This window comes from Pseudaquabacterium rugosum, from assembly GCF_038066575.1.
Lineage (GTDB): Bacteria > Pseudomonadota > Gammaproteobacteria > Burkholderiales > Burkholderiaceae_C > Pseudaquabacterium > Pseudaquabacterium rugosum.
In genome coordinates, this window is the sequence record NZ_JBBUTF010000005.1 from 312,249 (window position 1) to 331,744 (window position 19,496).

Below are 19,496 nucleotides of genomic sequence, written 5' to 3' on the forward strand. Positions count from 1 at the left end.
ATGGACGTCGTCCAGGCCAGTTTCTGGGTCGTCGCGATGCTCGTCGTGCTGGCCCTGCTGTTCGACTTCATGAACGGCTTCCATGACGCGGCGAACTCCATCGCCACCGTCGTCTCGACCGGCGTGCTCAAGCCGCAGCACGCGGTGCTGTTCGCCGCCTTCTTCAACGTGGTGGCCATCGCCGTGTTCCAGCTCAAGGTGGCCGCCACCGTGGGCAAGGGCATCGCCGATCCCTCGATCATCGACGTGCACGTGGTGTTCGGGGCGCTGATCGGTGCGATCAGCTGGAACATCATCACCTGGTGGTACGGCATCCCGTCGTCGAGCTCGCATGCCCTGATCGGCGGCATCGTCGGTGCGGTCATCGCCAAGTCCGGCGCAGGCGCGCTGCTGGGCGGGGGCATCCTGAAGACGGTGCTCTTCATCTTCATCTCGCCGACCTTGGGCTTCATCCTCGGCTCGCTGATGATGGTGCTGGTGGCCTGGATCTGCCGCCGCACGCCGCCGTTGAAGGTCGATCGCTGGTTCCGCCGTCTGCAGCTGGTCTCGGCCGGTCTGTACTCGCTGGGCCACGGTGGCAATGACGCGCAGAAGACCATCGGCATCATCTGGATGCTGCTGCTGGCCACCGGCTTTGCCCACAAGGGTGACGCGATGCCGCCGAGCTGGGTCATCTGGAGCTGCTATCTGGCCATCGGCATGGGCACGATGTTCGGTGGCTGGCGCATCGTCAAGACGATGGGTCAGAAGATCACCAAGCTCAAGCCGGTCGGTGGTTTCGCCGCCGAGACCGGCGGTGCGATGACGCTGTTCATCGCCACCGCGATGGGCGTGCCGGTGTCGACCACCCACACCATCACCGGCGCCATCGTCGGTGTGGGCTCGGTGCGCAACGCCTCGGCCGTGCGCTGGGGCGTGGCGGGCAACATCGTCTGGGCCTGGATCCTGACGATCCCGGCCTCGGCCTTCGTCGCTGCCGTCGGTTACTGGGCCGGCTTCTGGCTGTTCTGAACGACGACCGGGCCGGTGCCACGGGCGCCGGCCTCCAGGCCGTCGGGCCCCGGGCCGGCGGTGCGCCCGGCTGCCGCCTGTTCGGCCTCGTACTCGAAGTACTTCTGGCCACCGTAGGCCAGGGTGCCCATCAGCACGCCGCCGCCCAGCAGCAGGGCCAGGACGACCGCCAGCACCGCGGCCCAGCCTGAAGGACGGCGGGGCGTGCCCCAGCGGGCCGCCCAGCGCTCGTCGGGCGTCAGTCCGATGACGATCGCGCAGAGCATGGCCTGCGTCAGCATCAGCCCGAGCAGCGGGATCAGCAGCCAGGCTGCGGGGTCATCCTGGCCCAGCGTGCGCAGGCGCAGCACGCCGATCCAGCCCGCCAGGGTGGGCAGCGGATGTAGCCAGGCCAGCACATCGCCGAACCCGTGCAGGTAGAAGCGGTGCAGACCCAGGCTGCCGCCGGTCAGGGCCAGCCAGGCGGCCCATGTCTTGCCACGATGGCGGATCGGGGGACGGGGCTCAGGGCTCATCGCGGTCGGCCGCGGATGCGGCGGCAAAGGAGTGGCGGAGCCGGCAGGCCCGTGGTCCACGGGGCCGCGCCGGACGACCGGTCGGTCGGTGTGAGCGCTCTCACGTCGGAGACCGTGCGTGATGGCGAAGCCCAGTTTATAATGTTCGATTTTCGGCCACGGCCAGCGCTTTCGAGCGCCCGCACGGCAGCGTAGAGGGGGCCCCTGGTGGGCCTGCTGGCGAGCTGTGATGCGGGTGCGCGGTGCGCACGGCGTATCTACGGGGCCGGAATTCCCGCCGGATCCGGTCGCAAGACCGGCATCCGGTCCGGATGGATCCGCCTTGAGTGTCTCCTCGGCCGGCTCTATCACTCACACCCCCGAGAGGCCCGGTGCACGTCATCCGCATCAGGTCTCGCGCTCGTACTCACTACAGGACACCATCATGGTCGTGATCCGTCTGGCCCGTGGCGGCGCCAAGAAGCGCCCGTTCTACAACCTCGTCGTCTCCGACTCGCGTGAGCGTCGCGACGGCCGCTTCCTGGAGCGCGTCGGCTTCTACAACCCGATGGCCTCGGGTGCCGAGCAGCCCCTGCGCGTCGCACTCGACCGCGTCAGCTACTGGACCGGTGTCGGCGCCCAGCTGACCCCGACCGCCGAGCGTCTGGTCGCCCAGGCCAAGAAGGCCCAGGCCGGCGAACAGGCCGCGGCCTGATCATCGCCCGATGTCCATGAGCGGCCTGCCCACCACGGCGATGTCCGGCATGGACGATCCCCCGTTCCCGGAAGACGCGATCGAGGTCGGTCGCATCATCGGGGCCTGGGGGATCCAGGGCTGGATCCGTGTCCAGCCTTTCTCGGCCGACCCCAAGGCCCTGTTCTCCTCCCGGCGCTGGTTCCTGCGTCCGTCCGAGTCGCCGCGTCCGGCCGCTCCGGGCGTGGCCGCTCCGCTGCCGGGCCTGCTGCGCATCACGCACAGCAAGCAGCAGGGTGACGGGGTGGTCGCTGCCGCCCAGGAAATCCCCGATCGCAATGCGGCCGAGGCGATGAAGGGCCTGCGCGTGTTCATCGCGCGCTCCAGTTTCCCGACACCGGCCTCCGGCGAGTACTACTGGGTCGATCTGGTCGGCCTGCAGGTGGTCAATCGCGAGGGTGAGGCCCTCGGCGAGGTGATCGATCTGCTCGACACCGGCGCCCACAGCGTGCTGCGCCTGCGCCGTCCCGATGCGCCCGAAGGGGCGTCGCCATCGGAGTCCGAGCGCCTGATCCCCTTCGTCGGGGCCTACATCGACGACGTCGATCTGGCGGCGCGCCGCATCGTCGCCGACTGGGGCCTGGACTACTGACCGGACGACGGTCGCCGCGACAGTCCGTCTGCTCGATGGCCGCCGTCCGCCGGCCGCACCGAGAGCCGCCCGCATGCGCTTCGACGTCCTGACGCTGTTCCCGGAGCTGTTCACCGCCCATCTGACGGTGGGCATCAACCGCCGTGCCTACACGCAGGGCCTGGTGGACGTGCACCTGTGGCCCCTGCGCGACCATGCCGACGACGCCTATCGCCGGGTCGACGACCGCCCGTACGGCGGTGGCCCCGGCATGGTGATGCTGGCCGAGCCGCTCGAACGTGCGTTGGCGGCCGTGCAGGCCGCCCGTGCGGCCGCCGCCCTGAGCGAGGCGCCGCGCGTCATCCATTTCACCCCGACCGGCCGCGTGCTGGATCAGGCGGAGGTGCGCCGCTGGGCGGACGCGCCGGGCGGTGCCGTCCTGCTGTGTGGTCGCTACGAGGGCATCGACCAGCGTGTGCTCGACCGCCACGTGACCGATGAGCTCAGCCTGGGCGACTTCGTGCTGTCCGGTGGCGAGCTGCCGGCGCTGGCGCTGCTCGATGCCGTCGCGCGCCTGCAGCCCGGTGTGCTGACGGCCGATTCACACGAGCAGGACAGCTTCTCCGGTGACGGCCTGCTGGACTGCCCGCACTACAGCCGCCCTGAACAGCTGATCGACGCCGATGGCGCGGTGCGCGCGGTGCCGCCGGTGCTGCTGTCCGGCCACCATGGCCAGATCGCCCGCTGGCGCCGCGAGCAGTCGCTGCGTCTGACGGCCACCCGGCGGCCGGCGTTGATCGTCGCCGCCCGCGCGGCCGGATGCCTCGACGCGGCCGATGAACGCTTCCTGGCTGCACTGCAGCGCGAAGCTCAGCTATAATCGAAGGCTTTTCGATCCTCTGCCGGGCCCACCCAAGGCCACGCAAGAGCCGAATCCCGCATGATGCCTGCGGGCGCCAGCCGATCCGGCCGGCTCCCGGGGCGACCATGCGGCGGTGTGCCGGGCCCGGTCGGGTCCGTCCACCGTCGGTCGCGTGTCCGCCGTTTCCTCAACCTCGGTGCCGGCATGATCAACGGAGAACGCTGTGGACCTGATCCGCACCCTTGAGCAAGAAGAAATCGCCCGCCTGGGCAAGACCATCCCGGCCTTCGCCCCTGGCGACACCGTGATCGTCAGCGTGAACGTCGTCGAAGGCACCCGCAAGCGCGTGCAGGCCTACGAGGGCGTCGTCATCGCCAAGCGCAACCGCGGCCTGAACAGCAGCTTCATCGTCCGCAAGATCTCCAGCGGCGAAGGCGTGGAGCGTACGTTCCAGCTGTACAGCCCGCTGATCGCCTCGATCGAGGTCAAGCGCCGTGGTGACGTCCGTCGCGCCAAGCTGTACTACCTGCGCCAGCGCAGCGGCAAGTCGGCCCGCATCAAGGAAAAGCTGTCCTGATGCCTGCAGGTGGCCTGACGGCCACCGCAGCGTCCGGTGCGCCGGGGGTGACCCCGGAGTGCCGCCGCCAGGAAACCGCCCTCCGGGGCGGTTTTTTTTCGTCCGCGTGCCGTGCCTGGGCGCGCGTATGCTGTCCGCTCATCATGAGTGTGAACAGTCCCTGTCCGGCGCCACGGCAGGCGGCCGCTGACGCCGCGCCGCTGCCGTCCCGCCCCCCTCGCGTGCGCGACCCGCGGGCGGCCTCCGTCGTCGCCGTCGACCGGCACCTGCCGGCCCTGCCGCGGTCCCTGCTGTGTGCCGATGCGCTGCGCACGTTGCTGGCGCGTCCCGAGGCAGCGTTGTGGCCGCCGGAGCTGCGTGGCGATGGCCAGCGGGCCGGCGCCCCGGATGACCGCGAGGCCGCGGTGCTGCTGGGCCTGCGGCCGGCCCTCGACGGCCAGGGCGGCCTGCAGGTGCTGCTGACCGAGCGTACGGCCCATCTGCGCCAGCATGCCGGCCAGATCGCCTTTCCGGGCGGCCGCCAGGATCCGCAGGATGCCGACGCACGGGCCACCGCATTGCGCGAGGCCCACGAGGAGGTCGGCCTCGCGCCGTCGGCGGTCGAGGTGATCGGCTGTCTGCCGGTCTACGTGACCGTCACCGGCTACCGGGTGACGCCGGTCATCGGCCTGATCGCGCCGGAGGCGGTGTGGCGGCCCGAGCCCGGCGAGGTGGCCGAGGTCTTCGAGGTGCCGCTGGCCTTCCTGATGGATCCGGCCCACCACCGGCACCACGAGATCGAGGTCGACGGTCAGCTCCGGCGCTTCCTGTCCATGCCCTGGACCGATCCGTCGGGCGGGCGCGAGCGCTGGATCTGGGGCGCGACCGCCGCCATGCTGCGCAATTTCTGGGGTCTGCTGCATCGCCTGCAGTGGTTGTCGCAGGCCGCGCCCGAGGCCACGGCCGTCGCCGTCGCGGGCCGTGACGCACCGCGGGCCATGCCGGAAGGCGAGCCCACCGCGGCCGACCAGGGTGGCGGTCAGGCGGCTGGTTATGATGCGCGGCGATGAGCTTCTTTGCCGTGCTGCTGGCCCTGGTGCTGGAGCAGTTCCGTCCTCTGCCGCGCGACAACCGCATCCACCATGCCTTGGTGGCCTGGGTGCGCTGGACCGGCCGCAACTTCGATGCCGGTGCGCCGCAGCACGCCTGGGTGGTCTGGGGGGTCTCGGTGCTGGCGCCGGCGCTGCTGGTCGGCCTGCTGTACCTGCTGGTGCTGCGTTTCAGCCTGCTGCTGGCGCTGGCCTTCGACGTCATCGTGCTGTGGCTGACGCAGGGCTTCCGCCAGTTCAGCCACTACTACACCGACATCCGCGAGGCGCTGGAGCGCGGTGACGAGCTGACCGCCCGCCGCCTGCTGGCCCAGTGGCTGAACCTGGACGTCAGCGAGCTGCCGCGCACCGAGCTGCTGCGCCACGTGATCGAGCATGCGCTGCTGGCCGCCCACCGCCACGTCTTCGGCGTGTTCTTCTGCTTCGTGCTGATGTCGACCGTCGGCCTGGGGCCGCTGGGCGCGGTGCTCTACCGGATGGCCGAGTTCTCGGCCCGCTACTGGAGCTACCCGAGCAAGCACCTGGGGGTGCCGGCCAACCAGGGCCTGCTGGCGGTCTCCCAGCGCATGCTGGCGCTGATCGACCATGTGCCGGCGCGGCTGACGGCCTTCGGCTTCGCCGTGGTCGGCAACTTCGAGGAGGCGATCCATGCCTGGCGGCGCGATGCCGGCCTGTGGAAGCATCCGAACGAAGGGGTGATCCTGGCCTCGGCGGCGGGTGCGGTCGGCGTGCAGCTCGGGGGCCGCACGGCCGCTCCCGGCGGCCCTGAGCGCAGCCGTGGCTTCGACGATCCGGCGGCCAGCGACGACGCGGTGGCCGACGGCTCGACCGCCGAGGGCGATCCGCCGCAACTCGGCCACCTGCGCAGCGTGGTCGGCCTGGTCTGGCGTTCGGTCGTGCTGTGGCTGCTGCTGCTGGCGCTGCTGACGCTGGCCAACCTGATCGGCTGAGCCGGCAGCGCCCGGGCGGCGCCCGCTGCGCCGGTGGCCGCCGTCCGGCTCACCAGCGCGTGGCCGACAGCTCCGCGTGCAGTTCCTGGTAGATGCGGTAGCGCGGGGCGCTGATCAGGCCGCGCTCGAAGGCTGCGCGCACCGCGCAGCCCGGCTCGTGCAGATGGCTGCAGTTGTGGAAGCGGCACTCGCCGGCATGGGCCGCGAAGTCCGGCATCCAGCGCGCCAGATCGGCCGCCGGCACCTGGCGCAGGCCGAATTCCTGGAAGCCCGGTGAGTCGATCAGCGCCGCCTCGCGGTGGTGCTCGTCCATCCAGTACCAGCGCGTCGTCGTCGTCGTGTGGCGGCCGCTGTTGAGCGCCTGCGAGATCTCGCCGACCTGGGCCTGGGCATCCGGGATCATGCGGTTGATCAGCGTGCTCTTGCCCATGCCGCTGGGTCCGAGCACCAGCGTGACCTGGCCGGCCAGGCGCGGCGCGAGCAGCGCGTGGGCCTCGTCCGGCCGGCCCTTGATCGCGCACTCCAGCACCTCGACGCCCATGTCGCGGTAGGGCTGCAGCCGGGCGCGCGCGGCGTCGACACCGAGCAGGTCGATCTTGTTGAGCACCAGCAGCGCCTGCACGCCGGCGTGGGCGGCGGCGATCAGCGCCCGCGCGGCCTGGGTCTCGGCATACATGGGCTCGACCGCCAGCAGCACCAGCAGCTGGTCGATGTTGGCGGCGAAGGACTTGGTCTTCCACTCGTCCTGGCGGTAGAGCAGGTTGCGCCGTTCGGCCACCTGCTCGATCACGCCGCCATCGCCGCTGGTCTCCCAGTGCACGTGGTCGCCGACCACGCAGTCGCTGCGTTTGCCGCGCGGATGGCAGAGCACCACGGCGCCGGTCTCGCGGTCCTCGACCACGTAGTGGCGGCCGTGGGCGCCGATGACCAGGCCGTTGGGTTCGCGGGCGGCGGCCGGTTCACGTCGGCCGGGACGGGCGCCACGCGGCGCAGGCATGCGGGAGGCCACGCGGATCAGGCGCCGGCCGGCCGCGGCAGGGCGGCCAGGCGCTCGGCCGCGGGTGGGTGGCTGTAGTAGAAGCGCGCGTACAGCGGGTCGGGCGTCAGCGTGCTGGCGTTGTCCTCGTGCAGCTTCAGCAGCGCACGGGCCAGATCGCGGCCGTCGGCCTGGGCGCAGGCATAGGCGTCGGCCTCGAATTCGTCGCGGCGCGACAGCGCGGCCATCGCCGGCTGCAGGAACACGCCGGTCAGCGGCACCACCTGCAGGAACAGCAGCAGCGCCAGCGCGTCGTTGGGGGCGCCCATGTTCGGCCGCACGCCCAGACCCACGTAGAAGGCCGGCAGCTGGGCCAGCCAGCCCAGCAGCGCCAGTGCCGCCAGGCTCAGGCCGCACATCAGCAGCAGGCGCTTGCGGATATGGCCGTGGCGGTAGTGGCCGAGTTCGTGCGCCAGCACGGCCTCGACCTCGCCCGGGGCCAGCTTGTTCAGCAGCGTGTCGAAGAAGACCACGCGCTTGGCCGCACCCAGGCCGGTGAAGTAGGCGTTGCCATGGGCCGAGCGGCGGCTGCCGTCCATCACGTACAGGCCCTGGGCGGCGAAGCCGCAGCGCTGCATCAGCGCCTGCACGCGCTCGCGCAGCGCCTCGTCGGCCAGCGGCGTGAACGTGTTGAACAGCGGCGCGATCAGCGTCGGATACAGCACCATGGCCAGCAGCTGGAAGCCGGTCCAGGTCAGCCAGGCCCAGAACCACCACAGGCCGCCTGTGGTGCCCATGATCCACAGGATCAGCGCCAGGATGGGCGCACCGATCAGCAGCCCGACCAGCAGGCCCTTGAGCTGGTCGGCCAGCCACAGCCGCAGCGTGACGCGGTTGAAGCCGAAGCGCTGCTCGATGCGGAAGATGTGGAACAGCTCGAAGGGCAGCTCCAGCAGGCCGCCGATGACCGAGAACGCACCGACCAGCACCAGCTGGTAGGCCAGATCGCCCCAGGCCGGCTGCACCACCTCGCGCACGACGGTGTTGAGCGCATCCAGCCCGCCCAGCAGCGTCCAGCCCAGCAGCACGGCCGACGCCCAGGCCGTCGACAGCAGGCCCAGCCGGCCCTTGGCCACCGTGTAGTCGGCCGCGCGCTGGTGGGCGGCCAGCGGCACGCGCTCGGCGAACGGCGTCGGTACCTGCCCGCGGTGACGGGCCACGTGGGCCATCTGCCGTCCGGCCAGCCACAGCTTCAGGCCGAGAGCGGCCAGCAGCGCGATGGCGAAGAGAACGGTGATGACCAGGGGCGTGTTCATGATGGCGCGCAGTGTAGGGCCTGAGAGAATCCCGGCCATGAGCACCGACACCGCACCCGCCACCCCTGCCGAGACCCCCGCGCTGCGCTGCAGCGAGCACAACCTGATCTGGCTGGACATGGAGATGACCGGCCTGTCGCCGTTCACCGACCGCATCATCGAGGTGGCCGTCGTGGTCACCGATGCGCAGCTGTCGGTGCGGGTCGAGGGGCCGGTGCTGGCCATCCACCAGAGCGACGCGGTGCTCGACGGCATGGATGCCTGGAACAAGGGCACGCACGGCAAGAGCGGCCTGATCGACCGCGTCAAGGCCAGCACGGTGACCGAGGCGATGGCCGAGGCGCAGCTGATCGAGTGGCTCAAGCAGTACGTGCCCAAGGGCAAGAGCCCGATGTGCGGCAACTCGATCTGCCAGGACCGCCGCTTCATGGCCAAGGACATGCCGCAGCTGGAGGCCTTCTTCCACTACCGCAACCTCGACGTCTCGACGCTCAAGGAGCTGGCCAAGCGCTGGAAGCCGGCGGTGCTCGACGGCTTCAAGAAGGCCCAGGCGCACACGGCGCTGGCCGACATCCACGAGTCGATCGACGAGCTGCTGTACTACCGCACGCATCTGCTGGCGGTCTGAGCCGCGCCGCGGACCGCGCGCCGCGCGGTGGCCGGCATGAAAAGGGGCGCCGCGGCGCCCCTTCGTCATCGTGCCTGCGCGGTCGCGCGCGGGGCTCAGACGCCCAGCAGCTCGACCTCGAAGACCAGGGTGGCGTTCGGCGGGATCACGCCGCCGGCGCCGCGGCGGCCGTAGCCCAGCTCGGGCGGGATCACCAGCACGCGGGTGCCGCCGACCTTCATGCCCTGCACGCCCTCGTCCCAGCCGCGGATGACCATGCCGGCGCCCAGCTGGAAGCGGAAGGGGTCGTTGCGGTCCTTGCTGGAGTCGAACTTGCGGCCGCGGTGGTCGGCGGCGGCCTCGTCGTACAGCCAGCCGGTGTAGTGGACGGTGACGCGCTGGCCGGCGCGGGCTTCCTCGCCTTCGCCGACGACGGTGTCGGTCATCTGCAGCGGCTGGCGCTCGGGCTGCTGGAGCAGTTCGACCTCGAAGACGAGGGTGGCGTTGGGCGGGATCACGCCGCCGGCGCCGCGGGCGCCGTAGCCGAGCTCGGGCGGGATGGTCAGGATGCGGGTGCCGCCTTCGAGCATGCCGGCCACGCCTTCGTCCCAGCCGCGGATGACCATGCCGGCACCGAGCTGGAATTCGAAGGGTTCGCCGCGGTCCTTGCTGGAGTCGAACTTGGCGCCGCGGCCCTGCGGGGCGGCCGGGTCGTGCAACCAGCCGGTGTAGTGGACCAGGACCGCCTGGCCGACCTGGGCCTGAGCGCCGGTACCGGCAATGATGTCGTCGACCTGCAGGCCGGAGGGAAGGGTGGTCATGGTGTCGTAGTCCTGCTGCTGTGGAATCAGGGGCGAGATGATGCCATCGGCAGCTCGGCAGCTCGGCAGCTCCGGGGGCGAGGACGTGGGGCGGGTGGTGCGCGCCGCCGGGGTCGGGCAGGGGGCCCGGCCTCATGCGTTCCGAAATCGGCCGGTCCCCCTGCCCGACCCCGGCGGCAGGGGGGCGGTGGCGCGTGCGCGGACGTGGATCGGCGGGCGCTGCGCGGTGCGCGGTGTCTCCGGCGAAGGATCGGGGATGGGCCGCGGGCCGATTTCGGGACGCATGAGGCCCGCGGCCCATCCCCGGTCCTTCGCGCGCGCCATCCGCCGCCAGACTGCAACCCGCAACCCGCAACCCGCAACCCGCAACCGGCAACCGGCAACCGGCAACCGGCAACCGGCAACCGGAGCGCGGTGTCGCAACCCGCAACAAGCCCCGCGCTCAGCCCGAGCCGAAGCGCGCGGCCCAGCCCGGCACCGCCGCCCGCAGCCAGTCGTCGACGGTCGGCCAGTCCCGGCGCTGGTCGGCCGCGTCCAGGCCCAGCGCCCGGCCGGCGGCGCGCAGCGCGGCCTGGGGATCGGCCAGGTCGAGCGCGGCCGCGCCGTTCTGCTTGCTCAGCTTGTGGCCGTCGGCCGCCAGCACCAGCGGCGTGTGCAGATGGCGGGGCTGCGGCAGGCCCAGCAGTGTCTGCAGATGCCGCTGGCGCGGCGTGTTGTCGGCCAGATCGGCGCCCCGCACCACGTCGGTCACGCCCTGCCAGGCATCGTCGACCACCACCGCCAGCTGGTAGGCCCACAGCCCGTCGGCACGCCGGAGCACGAAGTCGCCCACCTCCTGCGTCAGGTTCTGCCGCTGCGGGCCCCGCCAGCGGTCGTGCCAGGCGATGTGCAGATCGGAGCCGTCGCTGTCATCGCTGCGCAGGCGCCAGGCGCGTGCCGGCTTGCCGTGCAGGCCGGCGCGGCAGGTGCCGGGATAGACCGTCTCGCCGAAGCGCTCGCGGCCGTGGCCCTGCGCCGCCAGGGCCTGGGCGATGTCCTTGCGCGTGCAGCCGCAGGGGTAGGTGTGGCCGGCCGCACCCAGTTGCGCCAGCGCCTGCGCGTAGGCCGCCTCGCGCGTCGACTGCCAGACCACTGGCGCGTCGGCATGCAGGCCGCAGTCGGCCAGCTGCTGCAGGATCAGACGGTCGGTGCCAGGGATGCAGCGCGGGCCGTCCACGTCCTCGATGCGCAGCAGCCAGCGGCCGCCGTGCGCCCGCGCATCCAGCCAGCTGGCCAGCGCGGCGACCAGGCTGCCGGCATGCAGCGGCCCGGTCGGCGAGGGGGCGAAGCGGCCGATGTAGCCTGGGCCGGCCGTGACGGGGCGGTGGTCGCTGGCGGCAGCCTCGTCCACCTGCACATCGAGCGGCCCGGCGGTCCGCGTGTCGGCCCGGGCATCGGCCTGTGCATCGGCCCACCCGCCTGCACCCGCCGTGGCCGCGGCCTCGGGTCGGCCGGTCGCAGGCTGCTGCGGTGTCGCCCCGCCGCTCATTCCATCGTCAGCCACTGCGCGCCGTGGCGCTCGATCAATGCGTGGCGGGTGGCCTCGCGCTCCAGCTGGCCCAGCCACCACTGCAGGGCCAGGCCCTGGCGGGCGGCCTGCTTGTCGCCGCCGATCTGGCGCCAGGCGTAGCCGAAGCTGGCCGGCACGCGCGCGCGCTGCACCGGCAGCGCCAGCAGGCGGCCGGCGGCCACGTGCTCGCGCGCCATCGGCTCGGGCACGAAGCCGCAGCCCAGGCAGCGCAGCAGGGCCTCGATCTTGGCCGCCATGCTGGGCACGGTCAGCACGTCCTGGCCCGACAGCAGGTTGACCGTCGACGGCGTCAGGCGCTGGGCCGAATCGGCCACCGCCACCGCGCGGTGGCGCTGGATGTCCTGGTCGGCCAGCGGCAGCTCGGCCTGCGCCAGCGGGTGATGCGGCGCGCAGGCGAAGATGAACTCGATGTCGCCGATCGGCCGCACCTGGATGTCGGGATGGCTGCCGGCGTGCTGCATCGACACGCCGATGGCCAGATCGGCGCGGCCGTCGAGCAGCGTCTCCCACAGCCCGGTCATCACCTCGCCGCGCACGCGCAGCCGGGTGCCGGGCGGCTCGCCGTCGGGGCCGCGCTGGGCGTAGAAGGCCTCGATCAGCTCGAAGGTGGTCACGCGCGACAGGGCGGTGTCGAGCGCCAGCGTCAGCTCGCTCTCCCAGCCGGTGGCCACGCGGCGCACGCGGTTGGCCACCGCGTCCATCTCGGCCAGCAGGCGGCGGCCCTCGTTGAGCAGTTCCTCGCCGGCGGCCGTCAGCTTCGCCTGGCCGCTGCGGCGGTCGAACAGCAGCACGTCGAGGGCGTCCTCCAGCTGGCGCACGCTGTAGGTCAGGGCCGAGGGCACGCGGCCGAGTTCGCGCGCGGCCGCCGCGAAGCTGCCGCTGCGCGCGATGGTGTCCATCATCTGCAGCGCCTCGGGGGTCAGCGCCTGGCGTCGGGGGGTCTGGGGCATGGCTTCATCTTATTTGAACGGGCGCTTCAAGCGCGGGGGCGGCCGCCGGCGCGGCCCCGGTGCGACCATGACGCCATGCTGATCCTGCGTCGCTCCATCGAACGCGGCCATGCCGACCACGGCTGGTTGCGCAGTGCCCACACCTTCTCCTTCGCCGACTATGTCGATCCGGCCTGGCCGGGCTTCGGTAATCTGCGGGTGATCAACGAGGACCGCATCGCCGCCGGCACCGGCTTCGGCACCCACGGTCACCGTGACATGGAGATCGTCAGTTATGTGATCGAGGGCGCGCTGGCCCACCGCGACAGCCTGGGCCATGGCGCGACCATCGTGCCAGGCGAGCTGCAGCGCATGAGCGCGGGCACCGGCGTGCGCCACAGCGAGTTCAACCACCAGGCCGATGCGCCGACGCATTTCCTGCAGATCTGGCTGCTGCCGCGCGTCGCCGGCATCGCGCCGGGCTACGAGCAGCAGGCCTTCGCGCCGGCCGACCAGCGCGGCCGGCTGCGCCTGGTCGCCAGCGAGGACGGCCGCGACGGCTCGGTGACCGTGCATGCGGACGCCGCCATCCACGCCGGCCGCTTCGACGGTGACGAAGCCGCCGAGCTGGCGCTGGCGCCCGGCCGCCGGGCCTGGGTGCAGGTGGTGCGCGGCCGCGTGCAGGTCAACGGCCAGGAGCTGGCCGCCGGTGACGGGCTGGGCCTGGTCGACGAGCCAGCGGTGCGACTGGGCGCGGGGCAGGGCGCCGAGGTGCTGGTGTTCGATCTGGCCGGTTGAAGACGGCGGGGATCGACCGGCGGGGCGCGGCGGCGTGCGTCCGGCCGGCCGGACGGGCGGACGGGCCGCGTCGAGAGGGGCCGGGTGGATGCGCCGAGCGGTGCGCCGGCACCCGCCCCCCGATACCGCCGTGCCGCGCATGTTCCGCTGCAGCGCCGCCGCGGTGCGCGGCGCGGCTGCCGGCTCGCCGATGCCCGGGGCGTGGCCGTAACCCCACGGTAACGGCTACGCTGCCCGGGTCCGGACCGATCGCGCGTCCGCCGCCCCAGCCCCCGGGAACCGTCCGCCGTGTCTGAAGCCTGCCCGGTGCCTGGCACCGCCGATCTCCCGCGCGGATCCGCCGCCACGCCCGTCCCGGATGCGCTGACCACCGCGGGCGCGACGGCCGGCGTGCGGGCGCCGATCCCTGCGCCCACGCTGGAGGCGCTGCGCCAGGCCGATGCGCGGCGTGCGCGGCCGGTGGTCATCGCCGTCTTCCTCGCCTTCGCGCTGCCGCTGGGCATGATGGGCGGGGCGATGCCGGTGCTGCTCGCGCGGGCCGGGCTGGGCGCGGCCGGGCTCGGTCTGCTGCTGACGCTGCACACCGGGGCCTACATCGCGGCGGCCACGCTGGGCGGCGGTCTGGCGCGGCGCTTCGATCCACGGCCGTTGATGGGCCGGCTGCTGCTGCTGCAACTGGCCGCGGCGATCGCCGTCTACCTGCTGGCGCCGGCCTGGGCGCTGGGCCTGGCCATGTTGCTGCTGGGCGCGGCCAGCGGCCTGCTGGACCTGACGATGAATGCCGAGGGCGTGGCCGTCGAGCGTGGCCTGGGCCGGCCGGTGCTCACCGGCATGCATGCGGCGGCCTCGGCCGGCGGGGCCTGCGGGGCGCTGATCGGGGGATTGGTCTCGGTGCTGGCCGGGGCGGCGTGGTGTGCGCTGCCGGCGCTGGTGCTGAGCCTGGGCGCGGTGCTGGCGCTGCGCCGTCTGGGGCCGGCGCCACGCCGGGCCGCGGTGGCCACGGCGCCGGTCGCGGATCCGGGCCGCCAGGACACGGACATCGCGGCGCGTGCGGGCGTGGGGGCGCGGGCGGACGCCGGCGCCGCGCCGCCCGTCGTCTCCGGCCGCATCCCCGGCCATGGCGAGCTGCTGCGGCGCATCGCGCCGCTGGGCCTGGTGCTGGGCGTGAGCATCGCGGCCGAGAGCACGGCCGTGCAGTGGTCGGCCCGTTTCCTGGCCGCGCAGGCGGCCGATCTGGCCTGGCTGGCCGGGGCCGGCGGTGCGCTGTTCGCCGGCAGCCAGGCGGTGCTGCGGGTGTTCGGTGACCGCCTGCGCACGCGGCTGGGCGACCGGCGGCTGATGCTGGGCTCGCTCGGTCTGGCGGCCTTCGGCTACGGGGTGGTCGCGCTGGCGCCGGGCTTCGGCGGTGCGCTGGCGGGGTTCGCGCTGGTGGGCGTCGGCACGGCCTGTGTCGTGCCCTGCGGCTTCGCGCTGGCGGCGCGCCACGGTGGCACGGCGAGTGCCGGCGGCGCGGCCGCGTTGTCGGCCACCGCCCTGGTGGCCGGTCTGGTGCGCATGCCCACGCCGCTGGCCCTCGGCGCGGTGGCCGAGCGCTGGTCGGACGCGGTGGCCTTCGGCGGCGTGGCCGCCGCGCTGCTGCTGGCCTGGGCGCTGGCGCGGCGCACGCTGCCGCGGGTGCGCGTGGCCGGTGATTGAGCGACGGGGCGCCGCGCGGGCGCAGCGCATCGACACGCGGCGCACCCTCCAACGGCCGCCGGGCGCTGTACCCGGCATCCACGCTGGACTCCTCGCCGGCTGTGGCGATCCCTCATCGGCATCGGCAGACGACGCGTTAGAGTGCGGCCCGCCATGAACGACGCCACCTGGATGCGCCTGCCGGCCCTGCTGCCGCTCCTCGACTGGGCCGCGCTGGGCCTCTTCGTCGCCGGCTGGAGCGGCTATGTCCGCTTCGCCCGCCACCGCGCCAGCCGCAAGCCCTCGATCCTGGCGACGACCAACCGCTGGCGCCGCCAGTGGATGCTGCAGACCACCTGGCGCGACAACCGCATCGTCGATTCGGCCGTCGCGCAGAGCCTGTCGGCCAGCCCGTCGTTCTTCGCCAGCACCAGCATCTTCATCATCGGCGGTCTGCTGGCCGCCCTCGGCTCGGACCGCGCCAGCGAGCTGGTGCATGACCTGCCCTTCGCCGCGCGCACCAGCGTGCTGGTGTTCGACCTCAAGCTGGTGCTGCTGCTGGCGATCTTCATCTTCGCCTTCTTCCGCTTCACCTGGAGCCTGCGGCAGTACAGCTTCGGCGTCGTGATGGTGGGTGCGGCGCCTGATTCGAAGCGTTATGTGGACGAGGCGCAGCGCGCCGCCTTCGCCGACCGCGCCGGCCGCGTGATGGGCCTGGCCGCCGAGAGCTTCAACGACGGGCTGCGGGCCTGCTACATGGCCTTCGCGGCGGTGGCCTGGTTCGTCTCGCCGTGGGCGATGATCGCCGGCACCGTGACGGTGGTGTGGATCCTGTTCCGCCGCGAGTTCCACAGCGAGGTGCTGGAGGTGCTGCGCGAGGGGCTGGATCCGGCGCCCTGAGCGCCGCGGGCCGCGGCCCGCGGTGGCTCAGAGCCCGTGCGTGCGCAGGAAGTCCTGCAGCACGGCGGCCCCGGCGGCGCCGCTCTCCTCGGGCAGCAGGTGGCCGAGGTCCGGCAACACCGCCAGCCGGGCCTGCGGCAGCGCCGCCCGCAGCGGCGTGGCCTGCGAGGGCGGCTGCCAGCGATCGCGGCCGCCCCACAGCAGCAGGGTCGGCCGGTCTGCCGCCGCGCCGAGCGCCGGCAGCGCGGGGGGCTGCGTGCCGCCGGCCTCGGCCCGTGCCAGCGCGTGCAGCACGGCGCGGTCGCCACGCCGGCGCAGCAGGTCCCGGTAACGGTCGATCTGCGCGTCCGTCACGCGGGTCGGGTCACCGGCCAGCTGGTGCAGCGTCTGCGCGACCAGCCAGCGCGGCACGGTGTCCTCGCCATGCAGGCCCACCGCGGGCAGGCCCAGCAGCTGCCAGGCCAGCGGGCTGTGCGGCGGTGTCGCGCTCAGGCGCGGCCCGCCACCGGGCAGGGCGCCGCCACTGGGTGCCAGCAGCACCAGCGCCCGCACGCGCTGCGGCGCCAGCGCGGCCAGATGCCAGGCCACCTCGCCGCCCAGGCCGTGGCCCACCAGCACCACCGGCGGCAGCTGCTGCCGCTCGATGACGGCCAGCACGGCACGGGCCAGCACATCGGCCCGGTAGGCGCGCGCATCGGCGCTGCCGTCGGCCTGCTCGCCGGGCAGCGCGCGCCGGGCCTGTGGATCGGCCGGCGGCAGGGCGGCCGGCAGGCCCGGTGGCGGCACGCTCCAGGGGCCGGTCAGGCCGTGGCCGGGCAGATCCATGCGCAGCACCCGGCGCTGCGGGCGCAGCGCACGGCTCCAGTCGTCCCAGACCTGCAGGTGGGCGCCCAGGTCGTGCAGCAGCAGCAGCGGGGCGCCCGCGGCCTGCACCGGCCCTTCCTCGCGCCAGTGGATCAACTGGCCGTCCAGGTCGATGAAGCTCGACGGTGGCAGGGCCCAACGGTCGACCAGGGCCTCGACCGGCACGTCGGGCTGGCGCAGGGTCAGCGGCAGGGCCAGCGAGGCGCCGATCAGGGCCATGCCGGCCAGCTTCAGCGCCGGGGCGTGCCAGGGCCGGCTGCGGGCGGCCTCGGCCTGACGGCGGCGCGCCAGGCCGGGCGGCAGCCGGCGGCCGTCCGGGCCATGGGCCCAGCCGTCGGCCGCCGAACTGCCGCTGGCGGCGCCGGCCATGCCCGCTGCGCCGGGGTCGATCAGGCGGGCGTCCCGCAGCCAGGCCGGGCGCTCGTCATCGCCACCATGGCCGCTGCCGTCCGTGCCGTCCGTGCCGTCCGCGTCGGACGGTGAGGTGCCGATCACCGGCAGCGGATGCGGTCGGGGCGGTGCCGTGTCGTCGGCACCGGCGTCGGCATCGGCCGGGGCATCCGGGGGGCGGGGTGCGCGCATGCGGGGCGGTGGGGCGACGGCGGTGCAGCGGCGAGCGGGACGGCCTGCGGTCCGCGTGTGTCGCGGTGGCCTTCAGGCCTGCGGCGCCTGCAGCGCGGCGTCCAGCGAGCCGCGCTCGTCGAACACCACGCAGCGGCCGACCCAGCCCGGCGCCTGGCCGGCGGTGTCCTCGAAGTACTGCAGGATGCCGCCGTCGAGCTGGTAGGCGTGGTCCAGCCCCAGGTCCTCCATCGCCAGCGAGGCCTTCTCGCAGCGGATGCCGCCGGTGCAGAAGCTGACCACGGTGGCGCCCGCCAGCTCGGCGCGGTGGGCGGCGAGCGCGGCCGGGAACTCGGTGAACTTGCGCAGCCGCCAGTCGATGGCGCCGGCGAAGGTGCCGGCGTCGACCTCCCAGTCGTTGCGCGTGTCCAGCAGCTTCAGCGGCCGGCCCGCGTCGCAGTGGCCGGCGGCGATCCAGCGCGCCAGCGTGGCCGGCGCGACGGCCGGCGGGCGGGCGGTGGCCGGGCGCAGCGTCGGCAGGTCCATGCGCACGATCTCGCGCTTGAGCCGCACCTTCAGCTTCTGGAAGGGCTGGGCCTCGCTCCAGCTTTCCTTGGCGTGCAGCGGGCCGAAGCGCGCCGGATCGTCGTCGCGCAGCGCCTGCAGCCAGCCGCGCACGCCGTCCGCGTCACCGGCGAGGAAGAGGTTGATGCCTTCGGGTGCCAGCAGCACCGTGCCTTTCAGGCCGAGGCCCTCGGCCCGTTGCAGCAGGCGGTCACGGAAGGCGGGCAGACCGGCCTCGTCGAGGGCGACGAAGCGGTAGGCGGCGATGTTCAGGATGGGCAGTTCGGCGGACACGGGGCGGATTCTAGGCAGCCGCCCGGTGCCTTCAGCCGCCGATCAGCGCCGTGCGCTCACGGCAGTCCCTGTGTGTTGACATGGATCGCGTAGAGCGAATGGCTGGCGGCCATGAACAGGCGGTTGCGCCGGTCGCCGCCGAACGTCAGGTTCGCGCAGCGCTCGGGCAGGTGGATGTGGCCGATCGGCCGCCCGTCGCGGTCGAAGCAGCGCACGCCGTCGAGGGCGGCCGCATCGGCGCCGTCGCGGCCGTCACTGCCCCAGCCGCACCACAGCCGGCCGTCGACATCGACGGTGATGCCGTCGAGCGCGCCGGGCCCGTCGGCATCGATGTGGACGCGGCGGTTCGTCAGCCGGCCCTGGGCGTCGATGTCCCAGGCCAGCACCTGGCGCGACGGCCGGGCGCGGCTGTCGACGACGTAGAGCGTGCGGCCGTCGGGGCTGAAGGCCAGGCCGTTGGGGCCGGCCAGGTCGTCGATCGGGCACTCCAGCGCGCCGTCGGCCGCGCGGATGCGGTAGACGGCGGCCGGGCGCTCGGCCGGTGCCGGCTCGCCTTCCCACCAGCCGTGGATGCCGAAGGTCGGGTCGGTGAACCAGAGGTCGCCGGTCTCGCGCTGGCAGACGATGTCGTTGGGCGAGTTCAGGCGCCGGCCCTCGAAGGCATCGGCCAGCACGGTGATGCGGCCGTCCTGTTCGGTGCGGGTCACGCGCCGGCCCAGGTGCTCGCAGCTGACCAGCCGGCCCTGGGCGTCGCGCACATGGCCGTTGGCATGGCCGGCCGGGGCGCGGAACACGCTGGTGCGGCCGCTGGCCGCGTCCCAGCGCAGGATGCGGTCGGCCGGGATGTCGCTCCACAGCAGGCAGCGGTGGTCGCCGAACCATACCGGCCCCTCGGCCCAGCGGCAGCCGGTGTGCAGCTGCTCGACCGAGGCGCTGTAGACCCGCAGCGGTGCGAACGACGGATGCAGGATCTCGACCGCCGGCTCCGGGTAGCGGGGGTGGACCGTGAACGGCACGCGGGGCCCGTCACCGGGCAGGGTGCAGGCGGTGGGGTCGGGCGTCGTGCCCAGCAGCAGGCTCATGAGGTCGATTGTGAGGTGATGCGGCCGCCGCGGCGATCGGGCCCCGCCCGCAGCGGCCGCGGCGGGCGGGTTGGGTGGCTTCTCAACGGCCCTTCAGTGGCCCCTCAGTGGCCCATCACCAGCCTGGGCAGCCAGGTGGAGAAGGCGGGCACGTAGGTGACGAGCAGCAGGCAGACGCCGAGGGCGGTGTAGAAGGGCCAGATCGATCGCATGACCTGGCCGACGGAGATGCC

General features: G+C 73.3%; 20 protein-coding genes and 1 pseudogene. 11 read left to right on the forward strand and 10 right to left on the reverse strand.

The genetic code is table 11. The annotated features are described in order from the left end of the window. Positions 1-1,011 carry an inorganic phosphate transporter gene (locus tag AACH11_RS07340; protein WP_341373543.1) on the forward strand — a complete coding sequence of 337 codons (1,011 nt, stop codon included), beginning with the start codon at positions 1-3 and terminating at the stop codon, positions 1,009-1,011. On the opposite strand, the gene AACH11_RS07345 is transcribed toward AACH11_RS07340, so the two are convergent. After that, positions 984-1,526, reverse strand: coding sequence for a hypothetical protein (locus tag AACH11_RS07345; RefSeq protein ID WP_341373544.1), 543 nt, complete (start codon positions 1,524-1,526; stop codon positions 984-986). The genes AACH11_RS07340 and AACH11_RS07345 overlap by 28 nt on opposite strands. Before the next feature lie 424 nt (positions 1,527-1,950). Here AACH11_RS07345 and rpsP point away from each other — a divergent pair, with 424 nt between their 5' ends. The 6 genes from rpsP to AACH11_RS07375 all read left to right on the forward strand — a co-directional run bounded on the left by rpsP (position 1,951) and on the right by AACH11_RS07375 (position 6,307). Further along, on the forward strand, positions 1,951-2,220 hold the full coding sequence (gene rpsP, locus AACH11_RS07350; RefSeq protein WP_341373545.1) for a 30S ribosomal protein S16: 270 nt from the start codon (positions 1,951-1,953) through the stop codon (positions 2,218-2,220). Between the two features lie 16 nt (positions 2,221-2,236). Beyond that, on the forward strand, positions 2,237-2,851 hold the full coding sequence (gene rimM / locus AACH11_RS07355; RefSeq protein ID WP_423228703.1) for a ribosome maturation factor RimM: 615 nt from the start codon (positions 2,237-2,239) through the stop codon (positions 2,849-2,851). A gap of 73 nt (positions 2,852-2,924) precedes the next feature. Next, complete coding sequence (gene trmD / locus AACH11_RS07360) at positions 2,925-3,710, forward strand: tRNA (guanosine(37)-N1)-methyltransferase TrmD (RefSeq protein ID WP_341373547.1); 786 nt, start codon at positions 2,925-2,927, stop codon at positions 3,708-3,710. A gap of 205 nt (positions 3,711-3,915) precedes the next feature. Continuing rightward, a complete protein-coding gene (rplS, locus tag AACH11_RS07365; protein WP_341373548.1) occupies positions 3,916-4,269 on the forward strand; it encodes a 50S ribosomal protein L19 in 354 nt (117 codons plus the stop codon). A 143-nt stretch (positions 4,270-4,412) separates the two neighbouring features. Then, entirely contained in the window at positions 4,413-5,318 is a 906-nt protein-coding gene (locus AACH11_RS07370) for a CoA pyrophosphatase (RefSeq protein WP_341373549.1), read from the forward strand. Next, entirely contained in the window at positions 5,315-6,307 is a 993-nt protein-coding gene (locus tag AACH11_RS07375; protein ID WP_341373550.1) for a CobD/CbiB family protein, read from the forward strand. Before AACH11_RS07370 ends, AACH11_RS07375 begins: the two co-directional genes overlap by 4 nt. Positions 6,308-6,356: 49 nt before the next feature. On the opposite strand, the gene rsgA is transcribed toward AACH11_RS07375, so the two are convergent. Together rsgA and AACH11_RS07385 are read right to left on the reverse strand one after the other, a co-directional pair. Continuing rightward, complete coding sequence (gene rsgA / locus AACH11_RS07380) at positions 6,357-7,304, reverse strand: ribosome small subunit-dependent GTPase A (RefSeq protein WP_341373551.1); 948 nt, start codon at positions 7,302-7,304, stop codon at positions 6,357-6,359. A gap of 17 nt (positions 7,305-7,321) precedes the next feature. Beyond that, on the reverse strand, positions 7,322-8,599 hold the full coding sequence (locus AACH11_RS07385; RefSeq protein WP_341373552.1) for a M48 family metallopeptidase: 1,278 nt from the start codon (positions 8,597-8,599) through the stop codon (positions 7,322-7,324). A gap of 37 nt (positions 8,600-8,636) precedes the next feature. Between AACH11_RS07385 and orn the strand changes: the two genes are divergently transcribed. After that, positions 8,637-9,227 (forward strand): oligoribonuclease, encoded by a 591-nt coding sequence (gene orn, locus AACH11_RS07390; protein WP_341373553.1) that lies wholly within the window; start codon positions 8,637-8,639, stop codon positions 9,225-9,227. A gap of 95 nt (positions 9,228-9,322) precedes the next feature. Here orn and AACH11_RS07395 read toward each other — a convergent pair whose 3' ends face one another. From AACH11_RS07395 to AACH11_RS07410, 4 genes and pseudogenes are all read right to left on the reverse strand, one after another. Continuing rightward, the gene (locus tag AACH11_RS07395) at positions 9,323-9,652 is read right to left on the reverse strand and encodes an FKBP-type peptidyl-prolyl cis-trans isomerase (RefSeq protein WP_341373575.1); all 330 of its coding nucleotides are present in this window, start codon (positions 9,650-9,652) and stop codon (positions 9,323-9,325) included. Between the two features lie 24 nt (positions 9,653-9,676). Beyond that, a pseudogene (locus AACH11_RS07400) lies at positions 9,677-10,027 on the reverse strand (FKBP-type peptidyl-prolyl cis-trans isomerase); the annotation flags it as partial. Between the two features lie 442 nt (positions 10,028-10,469). Beyond that, entirely contained in the window at positions 10,470-11,417 is a 948-nt protein-coding gene (gene gluQRS / locus AACH11_RS07405; protein ID WP_341373554.1) for a tRNA glutamyl-Q(34) synthetase GluQRS, read from the reverse strand. A 134-nt stretch (positions 11,418-11,551) separates the two neighbouring features. Further along, positions 11,552-12,547 (reverse strand): LysR substrate-binding domain-containing protein, encoded by a 996-nt coding sequence (locus AACH11_RS07410; RefSeq protein ID WP_341373555.1) that lies wholly within the window; start codon positions 12,545-12,547, stop codon positions 11,552-11,554. Between the two features lie 75 nt (positions 12,548-12,622). On the opposite strand from AACH11_RS07410, the gene AACH11_RS07415 reads away from it, so the two are divergent. The 3 genes from AACH11_RS07415 to AACH11_RS07425 all read left to right on the forward strand — a co-directional run bounded on the left by AACH11_RS07415 (position 12,623) and on the right by AACH11_RS07425 (position 15,898). After that, positions 12,623-13,324: a pirin family protein gene (locus tag AACH11_RS07415; protein ID WP_341373556.1), complete on the forward strand. Its 702-nt coding sequence runs from the start codon at positions 12,623-12,625 to the stop codon at positions 13,322-13,324. A gap of 306 nt (positions 13,325-13,630) precedes the next feature. Continuing rightward, on the forward strand, positions 13,631-15,019 hold the full coding sequence (locus tag AACH11_RS07420) for an MFS transporter (RefSeq protein ID WP_341373557.1): 1,389 nt from the start codon (positions 13,631-13,633) through the stop codon (positions 15,017-15,019). Positions 15,020-15,172: 153 nt separating this feature from the next. Then, on the forward strand, positions 15,173-15,898 hold the full coding sequence (locus AACH11_RS07425) for a DUF599 domain-containing protein (protein WP_341373558.1): 726 nt from the start codon (positions 15,173-15,175) through the stop codon (positions 15,896-15,898). A 27-nt stretch (positions 15,899-15,925) separates the two neighbouring features. On the opposite strand, the gene AACH11_RS07430 is transcribed toward AACH11_RS07425, so the two are convergent. The 3 genes from AACH11_RS07430 to AACH11_RS07440 all read right to left on the reverse strand — a co-directional run bounded on the left by AACH11_RS07430 (position 15,926) and on the right by AACH11_RS07440 (position 19,263). Continuing rightward, complete coding sequence (locus AACH11_RS07430; protein WP_341373559.1) at positions 15,926-17,344, reverse strand: alpha/beta fold hydrolase; 1,419 nt, start codon at positions 17,342-17,344, stop codon at positions 15,926-15,928. Between the two features lie 72 nt (positions 17,345-17,416). After that, positions 17,417-18,181, reverse strand: a complete 765-nt coding sequence (locus tag AACH11_RS07435; RefSeq protein WP_423228704.1) for a sulfurtransferase — start codon at positions 18,179-18,181, stop codon at positions 17,417-17,419. Positions 18,182-18,237: 56 nt separating this feature from the next. After that, the gene (locus AACH11_RS07440; RefSeq protein WP_341373560.1) at positions 18,238-19,263 is read right to left on the reverse strand and encodes an SMP-30/gluconolactonase/LRE family protein; all 1,026 of its coding nucleotides are present in this window, start codon (positions 19,261-19,263) and stop codon (positions 18,238-18,240) included. Positions 19,264-19,496 lie beyond the last annotated feature (233 nt).

Coding starts and splice junctions, on each gene's coding strand:
- AACH11_RS07415 (WP_341373556.1), top strand. CDS start 12,623: ATGCTGATCCTGCGTCGCTCCATCGAACGCGGCCATGCCGACCACGGC.
- AACH11_RS07430 (WP_341373559.1), bottom strand. CDS start 17,344: ATGCGCGCACCCCGCCCCCCGGATGCCCCGGCCGATGCCGACGCCGGT.
- orn (WP_341373553.1), top strand. CDS start 8,637: ATGAGCACCGACACCGCACCCGCCACCCCTGCCGAGACCCCCGCGCTG.
- AACH11_RS07440 (WP_341373560.1), bottom strand. CDS start 19,263: ATGAGCCTGCTGCTGGGCACGACGCCCGACCCCACCGCCTGCACCCTG.
- trmD (WP_341373547.1), top strand. CDS start 2,925: ATGCGCTTCGACGTCCTGACGCTGTTCCCGGAGCTGTTCACCGCCCAT.
- AACH11_RS07370 (WP_341373549.1), top strand. CDS start 4,413: ATGAGTGTGAACAGTCCCTGTCCGGCGCCACGGCAGGCGGCCGCTGAC.
- AACH11_RS07345 (WP_341373544.1), bottom strand. CDS start 1,526: ATGAGCCCTGAGCCCCGTCCCCCGATCCGCCATCGTGGCAAGACATGG.
- AACH11_RS07340 (WP_341373543.1), top strand. CDS start 1: ATGGACGTCGTCCAGGCCAGTTTCTGGGTCGTCGCGATGCTCGTCGTG.
- rpsP (WP_341373545.1), top strand. CDS start 1,951: ATGGTCGTGATCCGTCTGGCCCGTGGCGGCGCCAAGAAGCGCCCGTTC.
- AACH11_RS07425 (WP_341373558.1), top strand. CDS start 15,173: ATGAACGACGCCACCTGGATGCGCCTGCCGGCCCTGCTGCCGCTCCTC.
- AACH11_RS07395 (WP_341373575.1), bottom strand. CDS start 9,652: ATGACCGACACCGTCGTCGGCGAAGGCGAGGAAGCCCGCGCCGGCCAG.
- AACH11_RS07375 (WP_341373550.1), top strand. CDS start 5,315: ATGAGCTTCTTTGCCGTGCTGCTGGCCCTGGTGCTGGAGCAGTTCCGT.
- AACH11_RS07385 (WP_341373552.1), bottom strand. CDS start 8,599: ATGAACACGCCCCTGGTCATCACCGTTCTCTTCGCCATCGCGCTGCTG.
- AACH11_RS07410 (WP_341373555.1), bottom strand. CDS start 12,547: ATGCCCCAGACCCCCCGACGCCAGGCGCTGACCCCCGAGGCGCTGCAG.
- rsgA (WP_341373551.1), bottom strand. CDS start 7,304: ATGCCTGCGCCGCGTGGCGCCCGTCCCGGCCGACGTGAACCGGCCGCC.
- rimM (WP_423228703.1), top strand. CDS start 2,237: ATGAGCGGCCTGCCCACCACGGCGATGTCCGGCATGGACGATCCCCCG.